Source organism: Streptomyces sp. NPDC006997 (assembly GCF_040635175.1).
Classification (GTDB): Bacteria; Actinomycetota; Actinomycetes; order Streptomycetales; family Streptomycetaceae; genus Streptomyces.
Map to the genome: position 1 here is coordinate 1 of NZ_JBEYHH010000076.1, position 9,697 is coordinate 9,697.

The 9,697-nt window shown below is 70.7% G+C and carries 9 protein-coding genes; 6 read left to right on the plus strand and 3 right to left on the minus strand.

The genetic code is table 11. The features are described 5' to 3' along the window. Nucleotides 1–576: 576 nt before the first annotated feature. From ABZ659_RS35340 to ABZ659_RS35360, 5 genes are all read left to right on the plus strand, one after another. Nucleotides 577–1,011: a hypothetical protein gene (locus tag ABZ659_RS35340; protein ID WP_360228947.1), complete on the plus strand. Its 435-nt coding sequence runs from the start codon at nt 577–579 to the stop codon at nt 1,009–1,011. Beyond that, on the plus strand, nt 992–1,204 hold the full coding sequence (locus ABZ659_RS35345; protein ID WP_360228950.1) for a hypothetical protein: 213 nt from the start codon (nt 992–994) through the stop codon (nt 1,202–1,204). Before ABZ659_RS35340 ends, ABZ659_RS35345 begins: the two co-directional genes overlap by 20 nt. Nucleotides 1,205–1,241: 37 nt before the next feature. Then, entirely contained in the window at nt 1,242–3,917 is a 2,676-nt protein-coding gene (locus ABZ659_RS35350; RefSeq protein WP_360228953.1) for a Helicase associated domain protein, read from the plus strand. Between the two features lie 291 nt (nt 3,918–4,208). After that, nucleotides 4,209–5,054 (plus strand): hypothetical protein, encoded by an 846-nt coding sequence (locus ABZ659_RS35355; RefSeq protein ID WP_360228956.1) that lies wholly within the window; start codon nt 4,209–4,211, stop codon nt 5,052–5,054. 2 nt (nt 5,055–5,056) lie between these two features. After that, on the plus strand, nt 5,057–5,257 hold the full coding sequence (locus ABZ659_RS35360; RefSeq protein ID WP_203232971.1) for a hypothetical protein: 201 nt from the start codon (nt 5,057–5,059) through the stop codon (nt 5,255–5,257). Nucleotides 5,258–5,360: 103 nt separating this feature from the next. On the opposite strand, the gene ABZ659_RS35365 is transcribed toward ABZ659_RS35360, so the two are convergent. Together ABZ659_RS35365 and ABZ659_RS35370 are read right to left on the minus strand one after the other, a co-directional pair. Further along, a complete protein-coding gene (locus ABZ659_RS35365; RefSeq protein WP_069974927.1) occupies nt 5,361–5,918 on the minus strand; it encodes a DNA-binding protein in 558 nt (185 codons plus the stop codon). A 10-nt stretch (nt 5,919–5,928) separates the two neighbouring features. Next, on the minus strand, nt 5,929–8,148 hold the full coding sequence (locus tag ABZ659_RS35370; protein ID WP_360228959.1) for a helix-turn-helix transcriptional regulator: 2,220 nt from the start codon (nt 8,146–8,148) through the stop codon (nt 5,929–5,931). Nucleotides 8,149–8,413: 265 nt separating this feature from the next. On the opposite strand from ABZ659_RS35370, the gene ABZ659_RS35375 reads away from it, so the two are divergent. After that, entirely contained in the window at nt 8,414–8,968 is a 555-nt protein-coding gene (locus tag ABZ659_RS35375) for an XRE family transcriptional regulator (RefSeq protein WP_360228962.1), read from the plus strand. A 20-nt stretch (nt 8,969–8,988) separates the two neighbouring features. Here ABZ659_RS35375 and ABZ659_RS35380 read toward each other — a convergent pair whose 3' ends face one another. Then, entirely contained in the window at nt 8,989–9,246 is a 258-nt protein-coding gene (locus tag ABZ659_RS35380) for a hypothetical protein (RefSeq protein WP_360228965.1), read from the minus strand. Nucleotides 9,247–9,697 lie beyond the last annotated feature (451 nt).

Sequence of the window (9,697 nt, forward strand, 5' to 3'; positions counted from 1 at the left end):
GCGGGCTCCCGGGCGCTGCTGCTGTCCGGCGCGTTCGGCGGCCTCCTCGGCAGCCCCCGCGGAGCGGGTACCACATCGCTGCGCGATGTGCAAGCGGGGCGGTCGCTGCGCTCCCGCTGGCCCGCGCGATGCGCGGGCGGTCCCCTCCGCTGCGCTCCAGGGACCGGTGGGGCCGGCCGCTGCGCGCCCGGCTGGCCGCGCATCGCGCGGCCGTGGCTGGCGGGGTGTCAGGTGCGGCTAGTGGGGCCTCCAGTAAGGGAGTTGGGGAGTGCTCCGCACTCCCGGGCGGGTCCGCTGCGCTCCCCCGCCTGACGGCCCTTCCGGCTGCGCCTCCAGAACCTTGGGGCCCGCTGGCGCGGGCCGGGCTGGCTACAAGGGGTGGGGGTCGCTCGTTCGTGTGGGTTCCGGTGTACCGCGTGCATCAGGTTGATGCAGCATGTACCGTTGGCGGAAACACGGGACACCCTCCAACCACCCGGGAACTCCCCGGAATTCCGAGAGGAACGACCGTAGATGACCGGTCACCACGAATCTACCGGACCCGATCCCGCACTGAGCAGCGATTCTGTGCGCCGGGTGACGCAGTACCAGACGGCGGGCGTGAACGCCCGGTTGAAGGTGTTCGCGCTCCTGGAGGCACAGGGAGTGCCCGCGAGCGAGGCGGACGACCTGGTGGCCGCACTGGAGGCCGGGGCGGTCGCTGGGGCGCAGTGCCAGGTGGTGGAGCTGGGCGGCATGGTGCCGGCCTCTCGGGGCCCGCTGTTCTCGGACGGCTGGGATGACGGCGTGACGGCCGTGAGCGAGGCCCTGGTGGGCATCGCGGACCGGGAGTGGTCCCGGCGCGGTGGCCGGTCGGCCGGTGCCGCTGAACTGGCCGTACATATCGCGGACGTGAGGCAGGGTGAGCGGGCCGACCTGGTGCGGCTGGAGAGGTTCGTCCGGGAGGCCGTGCTGCCGGGCACCCGTCCGCACACCACGGCGCGGCGCCGGGGTGCTGGAGGCGCTGGGTGAGGCCGGCGGTCTGTGCACGGCCCGGACGCGGAACGCGGACGGGGATGTCGTGGTCTGCACGCTCGATGCCGGTCACTACGACCCGGACGACAAGCCGCCGTTCAGGGACGGAAAGCCGGGCGGCTGGCACAAGGCGGATGCGTCGATCTGGAACGACTTGGGCGCGGCCTGCATTCCGCACGCGGCCCTCTGAAAGACCACAGGAATTGACCGCTCGGGGAGGCAAGGAAATGTCAGCGATTCAGCTCAAGGAACACCAGGTCGATCAGCGCTCCGCGTTTCGCAGGTGGGTGGGATTCCCTGCAAGGTCACCCGCGCCCCCGCAGGGTGCCCGAGGCACGATCGTGTCAGCGACCGGCTCGGGCAAGACGATCACGGCCGCTGCATGCGCTCTGGAGTCGTTCGCGGACGGCCGGATCCTCGTGACGGTGCCCACCCTGGACCTGCTCGCGCAGACCGCCCAGGCGTGGCGGCTGGTCGGTCACCGGGCCCCGATGGTCGCGGTGTGCTCGCTGGAGAACGACCCGGTGCTGAAGGAGCTGGGCGTGCGGACCACCACCAACCCGATCCAGCTGTCCTTGTGGGCCGGGTCCGGGCCGGTCGTCGTGTTCGCCACGTACGCCTCCCTGGTGGACCGTGAGGACATCGACGCACCCGAGGGCCAGCAGAAGGTTCGCGGGCCGCTGGAGGCCGCTCTGGCGGGCGGAGACCGCCTGTATGGCCAGCGCATGAGCGGCTTCGACCTCGCGATCGTGGATGAGGCCCACGGAACTGCTGGTGATCTTGGGCGGCCGTGGGCGGCAATCCACGACAACCAGAGGATCCCGGCGGACTTCCGGCTCTACCTGACCGCAACCCCGCGCATCCTCGCCGCAGCCCGCCCGCAGAAGGGCGCGGAGGGCCAGGAAGCGGAGATCGCGACCATGGCCGATGACCCGGAGGGCACCTACGGCGCGTGGCTCGCAGAGCTCGGGCTCTCGGAGGCGATCGAGCGCGAGATCCTCGCCGGGTTCGAGATCGACGTCCTGGAGATCCGCGACCCCTCCCCCGTCCTCGGGGAGTCCGAGGAAGCCCGGCGCGGCCGGCGCCTGGCGCTCCTTCAGACCGCGCTCCTGGAGCACGCGGCGGCGTACAACCTGCGTACGGTCATGACGTTCCACCAGAAGGTGGAGGAGGCCGCGGCGTTCGCGGAGAAGCTGCCTCAGACCGCTGCCGAGCTGTACGTCAACGACGCCTCCGATGAGGACCTGGCCGCCGCGGACAAGCTGCCGAAGTCCTCCATCGACGCGGAGTTCTACGAACTCGAGGCCGGCCGCCACGTCCCGCCGGATCGCGTGTGGTCGGCATGGCTGTGCGGCGACCACCTCGTCACCGAACGGCGCGAGGTCATCCGCCAGTTCGCCAACGGCATCGACGCAGCCGGGCGCCGGGTCCACCGCGCCTTCCTCGCCAGCGTTCGCGTGCTCGGCGAGGGCGTGGACATCACCGGCGAGCGAGGAGTGGAAGCGATCTGCTTCGCGGACACCCGCGGCTCCCAGGTGGAGATCGTGCAGAACATCGGCCGCGCGCTGAGGCTCAACAAGGACGGCTCCACCAAGGTCGCGCGGATCATCGTGCCGGTGTTCCTGGAGCCCGGCGAGGACCCGACCAACATGATCGCCTCCGCCAGCTTCAAGCCGCTCGTGGCCGTGCTCCAGGGCCTCCGCAGCCACGATGAGCGCCTGGTCGAGCAGCTCGCCTCCCGCGCCCTCACCCACGGCAAGCGCAAGGTCCACCTTCAGCGCGATGAGGACGGGCGGATCGTCGGGGCCGGCGCAGAGGGCGAGGGCGAGGACCAGGAGCAGGACGACACCGACGCCGCTGCCGAGTCGGCCCTGCTCCACTTCTCCAGCCCGCGCGACGCGGCGACCATCGCCGCGTTCCTGCGCACCCGGGTCTACCGGCCGGAATCGCTGGTGTGGCTGGAGGGCTACCAGGCCCTGCTGCGGTGGCGGGCGGAGAACGAGATCACCGGCCTCTACGCCGTCCCCTACGACGTTGAGGTCGAGGTCGGCGTCACCAAGGACTTCCCCCTCGGGCGGTGGGTGCACCAGCAGAGGAAGGCGCTGCGGGCCGGGGAGCTGGAGGAGCGGCGCAAGGTCCTCCTGGACGCGCCGGAGGCCGGGATGGTCTGGGAACCGGGCGAGGAAGCGTGGGAGGCCAAGCTCGCCGCGCTCCGGTCCTACCGGCGGGCCACCGGGCACCTCGCACCGCGTCAGGACGCGGTCTGGGGCGAGGGCGAGGCGATGGTGCCCGTCGGACAGCACATGGCCAACCTCCGGCGCAAGGGCACGAAGAACGGCCTGGGCAAGGACCCGGAGCGGGCCGCCGTACGCGCAGCGCAGCTGACGGAGATCGACCCGGACTGGAACTGCCCCTGGCCGCTGGACTGGCAGCGCCACTACCGCGTCCTCGCCGACCTGGTCGACGCCGACGGCCACCTGCCCGACATCGCACCCGGCGTACTCATGGACGGCGACGACATCGGCAAATGGCTCCAGCAGCAAGCCCAGCCGGCCATCTGGGCGCGGCTCCTGCCCGAACAACGGCAGCGGCTGACCCAGCTGGGCGTCACGCCCGCTGAGACGCCGGCTCCCGCACCGGCCGCCAAGGGTCCGACGAATGGGCAGGGCAAGGCGCAGCAGGCGTTCCAGCGGGGCCTGGCGGCCCTCGCGCAGTGGGTGGAGCGGGAAGGCGCCCACCGGCCGGTGCCAAGGGGCCACAGCGAAGAGATCACGGTCGACGGCGAGACGGAGCCGGTGATCGTCAAGCTGGGCGTATGGATCTCGAACACCAAGTCGAGGCGGGACAAGCTCACCCAGGACCAGCTGAACGCGCTGCGGGAGCTCGGCATGCAGTGGGTGTGAACACGCCGGCTGATCGTCAAAGCACGGTCCTGATCCCTGGTACAGGGTGAGGGCCTGCGCTCGTCCAGTCAATGCCGGGTGCGAGATTTCGACTGCGGGTCCGTGGAGCATTTGCGGGCCCGCAGATTGCTTTTGAGCCTCGCGAAAAAAATATTTCAGCCGGCGTGTCACGTTCGCCAACTTCCCCTGCACATAAGCCCGTACAACAAGCGATCTGCTTCGCAGCTCACTCGCGCGACTCAAAGAAGTCGTCGGGGATCGGGGGCAGACCACGACGAGGGGGCTTATGCCATGAGTGTGGATGCAGAGATCGTCGAGACCATCGACGCGGTGCTGGGCGGGGAAGGTACGGCGCGAATCGAGCAGGACGCCGCGCGAATCGAGGAGCTGGCCTGCGGTGGGTTCGAGGGGCTGGCCTACGAGGTGTTCGAGATCGAGCTGTACCGGGAGGCCGAGCCGATCCTGCTCGGCATGCTCCGCAAGGGCACGCTGGCCCGGCTCGCCCTGAAGCAGTGCAAGAGCCGCGGCTGGAAGTTCTTCGTCCACGAGGACGACATGCTGCTGCTGCGTAGCAGCAGTGTGGAGCGGGACGTCATCATGGTCGACGTGCTCGCCGAGGCGATGCGCAAGTTCCGCCGCGACCTGCAGAGCGGGCGGGGCTGGACGGCGGACTACAACGGACCGCGCGGCGCCTGCAGCCTGATGTCGTACTTCATCGGCCAGTGCGTGTGGGTCTTCCGGCGCGCGTATGTGAGGTGGGCCAGGCAGCGGGTCAGCTGGGCGCGGCTGCACGCCGTGTACGACTTCACGGAGGATGCCGCGAACGATGCCGGTATCGGCGGGCTGCTGCGGGCCACCAGCTACGAGATCGAGTCGGAAGTGTTCAGCACGGACTTCGAGGACATCCTCGAGGAGCAGGCGCCGGAGACGCAGGCGGTCGTGCGCCTGACGGTCATGGGTTTCCCGGACTCCGAGATCGCCGAGCGGCTGAAGCTCACCAGCGCCACCGTCCGCAAGCGGAGGTCGCGATTCAGGACGGCCCTGTACCAGGCGGCCCGCGAGCGCCGGATCTGGATCCCGGAGGAGCTGCACACGAAGGCCGTCTCCCGCGGGCACCAGCAGCGGGGTGCGGTGTGAGCGTGCAGAACCTCCTGATCCTTCTTCTGGCTCTGGTCGCCCTCGCGGCCGTCTCCGCCGTCGCAGGTCTGATCGGCTACAGCGTCTCCCGCGAGGGGGGCTCGTCGGTCTCCACGGCCATCGGTCGCGGCGGCTTCGTGTTCTTCAGCGTCATGACGCTGTTCATCGCGCTGCTGGCCGTGCTGGTCCCGGCCGTGACGTGAGGCAGGGGTACATCGGGCCGACCGGACCCCCGGCCGGCCCGGGGCCCCACCACACAGTCCGACCGGCGCGTCCATGTGGTCGACGGAGCTCGCTGCTCGGGGGCTACAGCTCGAAGTCGAGGTGTTCGATATCGGTGAAGCGGACCTCTTCCAGGCTGCCAGCACGGCGGCCACCGTCCTGGAAGTACACCTCCTTGAGCGCTTCGGCGGCGATCTCCCGCAACTGCTGGTCGCTGGCGCCCCGCTCTTGGGCGTCGAAGAGGCGGGCGGCGTAGCGGGGCGGCAGGGCGACCGTCAGGTGCCGGATGCGGTCCTGGTCCGTCGACCCGATCGGCGCGGTGTAACCGAGGCGGGCGCGGGTGTCGATGACGATTCCGCCAATGGTCGCCGCCTTCTCGCGGGCCTTCGCCCGGATCTGCGGCTGCCAGCGGGCCCTCACCTCGCGCTCCAGCCGGGCGGCGAGGTCTGGGCGCGGTTTCTTGATCTGGTCCTTCACGTACCGCTCTACGGTGCGCTGGGAGATCCGGAGCATCTGGGCAACCGCCTTGGTGCCCTTGAGCTGCTTGACCAGGTACCGCATCTGCGCGGGCGCGCTCTTGGGCACCGGGCGGGTGAACGCCCTCTGCACCGCGGCGTCCAGGCCGTCCCCGAACATACTCATCGCGCTCCGCCTACTCTCCGGTGTCCTGGTCGGTGACGGTGCCGTCCTTGATGTACCGGGCGAGGTTGAGCTCCGGGGCGTTGAACCGCTCGCGCACCCCCTCGCCCCACAGCACGCTCTGGGTGCCTTCCCACTTCACCAGGCCCGGGTTCACTCCGAGTTTGAAGCCGCCGGGCAGCGGCTTGCCGTCCCGGTAGGGCAGGAAGTCCAGCGGCGACGGCCCGTCGGACGCGTAGACGGCACAGTCCGAGAGGACGGCCACCGGATACTGACCGGTGAAGGCAGCGTGCTTGACGATCTTGCGGTGCATGTTGATCCGGGTCCGGGAGATGACGGCGGCGCGGATGTCCGGGCGCCAGGTGGGCCGGGCAAGGGCCCGCCACGGCTGCCCGGGCTTCCAGCCCTCCCCGCGCGGGCGCTCGCGCAGCTTGCCGATGCCGCCCTTCACGGTCGCCTTGATCGCGGACACCACGATCGCCAGCTGGGGGTCACGGTGCCGGTAGCCGTCCATGGCCGCGAGGAAGTCGGCCGGCGGCATGTCCGCGTGCACGCCAAGGTCGGCCATCGTGGCGAGGTAGGCATCGCGCAGCCGCTGGTACCAGGCGTCCAGGTAACGGCCGTTGTCGTAGCGCACCCACGCCTCGATCGGCGCGACGTCGTAGCCGAGCTCCACCGCGTACGCCACGGTCGGCGTGGCGTACCAGGCCGGACCCGTCGGGCGCTCGCCCTTCGGTGTGAACGGACTGGGCAGCAGCTCGCCGTCCAGGTCCGTCCACTGCTTGGCGAGCTTCACGCGGGACAGGTCGACGTGGCTCAGGTCGACCAGCCAGGAGCCGGGCAGTTTCGGATCGAAGACGGGGTTCTTGACGTGCGTCGGCGCACCCAGGCCGACCGTGAGGCCGTTCGCCCCGGCGGCGAAGGCCATGTTCACGTCGATGCCCACAAGGTGGAGGCGAAGGCATTCGGCGTCGGTGAGCGGGCGTGCCCAGTCGTACGCCTCCTCCACCAGGACCTCGGCCGGGGTGCGGTGGTGGAAGCGCGGCAGGTCCGTCAGGACCGGGTGCCCGTCGGGTGCCTCGCACGGCGCGCAGTCCACCGGATCCTTACCCAGAGAGCCGGGGTTGTGCTCGGAGTGCCGCTTGCCCGTCGCGTCCGGTTCGGAGGCGCGGGTCGGCGGGTGCAGGGCGGTCATCAGCTCCAGACCGGTCACGGCGGTGGATCCGCGCGGCGTCATCACGCGGGCCGCATACGTGCTCAGCAGCCGGGCCAGGTCCGCCGGCGGCAACTGCCCGGCGTCGGCCCAGTGCCGGGTGTCGAGCGCGTCCCACGACGGGATGCACAACTGCACGCAGGAGCGCTCCGCGCCCTGCGCGGGGCGGTAGATCCTCGCCCACGGCCCGAAGCCGCGCTTGGTCAGCTGCCAGTGGGCACGCGTCAGCTGCTTGATGACCTTGTGGCCCTCCGGCAGCCGCCCGGCCAGGCGCTCCTGTTGGGTGAGCGTGACGGGCAGGCCGTAGTACTCGCACGCCGCCTCGGTCAGCACGATCAGCGGGTCGGCGTCCTTGCCTGGCCCAGACAACTTCGGCTGGCCGAACCGCCCTTCGCGCAGCGTCCACTCCACCAGGGCCGGGATCGACTTCGCGGTTACGTCCAGGACGAGGCCGCCAACGCAGTACGCCAGCACCTGGCCGTCGGCGACGTCGACGACCGCAAGCGGACCGTTCTCGAACCGCGGATCGGCGCCGCCCGCCGGGACGCTGGCAGGGGCGGCCTTCTTCGCGGCCGGACGCCGCGACGTCGGCCTGGTCGAAACAGCCGGGCGCGGTACAGCGGCAGGGGCTGCGGGGCGAAGTGCGGTGTTCGCGGGCTCCGTAGCCGGGCCTGTGGGTGCGGTGCAGGCTTGGACCGGTTCAGCTGCCGATGGCGCAGGAGCGGCTGGAACGGCAGGCGTCTCGGGGATCGCCGTCTCCTCAGGGGGCACCGGCGCGCCTGCGGGGTAGAGCTGGGCGAGTTGCTTGAGCATGCGGGCGTATGCGTCGCGCTCCGGTGGCCGCGGCTCGGTCTTGCCGGCCTCCCAGCCGCTGACCGTCGCGCGCCGCACCTGCAGTGCGGCGGCCACCTCGTCCAGCGTCAGGCCGTGCGCCTGGCGCAGCCGCTTGCGTTCCGCCGGGGGCGGCAACGGGGAGCGGGATGCGATGAGCGCGTCGACCGCGTCGAACAGCTCGGACATGCAGCACCTCCTGTTCCCGCAACCCTAGCGTGAAGCGCACGTTTCGCGTACCAAACGCGTACGGATCCCGTAAACGGCGGTTGGCACGGTTGTCCCCGGAAGGGGCGCCCTCGGACCTCAGCTGCTTCGTGCTCCTTAGCCGAGGGTTTGCGGTGGTGTCTTGGCTTTGCCTGAACTGGCCGGGGTGCGCGGCTTGGTGTGAGAGATCTGGGAGAGTAGACGGCCGCCGTGCACCAGCCATCGCGGTGGAGAAGGCGGGGCGGGCATGGGTGAGATCGTCAGGGGCCTCGAGCGAGCGCTGCTGACCCGTCCCGTGCCTACGAGTGACGCCGCTGTGCGTTTCCTGCTCAAGACGGAGAAGGGCTCCACGAAGAACGTGGCTGTCCTCCTGGGGATCTCCCAGCGCACGGTACAGAGGTGGCTCACCACCCGGCCGGGAATGCGCCGCCGTCCCAGTGCTGTGCATGCGGGGTTGATAGATGAGGCCGTCAGGGCACGGTGGCAGCCCCGGGTGCGCGCCCGCCAGCGGACCCGGGCCGAGGCCGACGGCTTTGTCCTCCACGCCAGGGCGCGGTTCGGATTCGCCGCTCCGGCAGGATCGTCGGACGATCCGCGAGTACGGCTGATCACCCAGTACCTGTCGGGAGAAGTGGCCCGCGAGTTGTTCGCCGCCCGGGACGCCGGCGGAGGTGAGCAGCAGCAGATGGTGATCCTCGCCCGCGCTCTGGGGCATGCCTACTTCCGGGACGGAGGCCTGCGTGCCCACGGTCTCGGGATCGCCTTCACCGATGTGGAGTTCGCCGAGTTCTCCATCGGCTGACCGTGCACCAGGGGTCGGGCTCAGCGCGAAGGCGGGATCTGGTGTCGTGTCAGCATCGCGTCGTAGTGCTGCGCTTCCTTGCGTTCGCGCCAGTCCCACTGGATACGGCCGGTGCGCTGGTCGGCGGGCGGCTGGGGCGGGCGGAGCCTAGCTCCCTCGGCCACGCGCAGCATGTGGGTGCGGTCGTGGGGGCCGGCCAGCAGATGCTGGTCCTGGCCGGGCGCGAGCCGGGCGAAGCACACGGCGGCCTTCAGGAAGACACGCGCCCACGGCGGCACCCGGTGCGAGGCGCAGCCGTCGGTGTAGCGGGCGCGGTCGTGCAGGGCCAGGGTGGCAGCGGCGTCGTCATAGTCGCCGGGGCGGGCGGTAGCGAGCTGCTGAAAGGAGGCGCCGGTGAAGAGCGCGGCGGCGAGGGCGGCGGCCAGGCGGGGATGGGCGGTCGCGGCGGCCAGGCGCCGGGCAGCTTCCCGTGCTGTCTGCCCGGTGGGGGGTGTCGGCGGCGGGCGGTGCCGGAAGGTGATCGGCGGCGGCGTGCACAGGGCGGTGCAGGGGGTGGGGCTGTCGTAGGAGACCAGGCGCTCCAGCGCGGGCAGGGTGAGCCACCGATCTGTCGGCTGGGCGGGCTCGTCCGCAGGGGGAGTGTCCAGTAGACGGCTGATCCAGTTTCTGTAGTGGTCAGTTGGCGGCCGGGGTGAGCCGGCCTTCGAAGGCGATCTGGAAGGCGTTCAG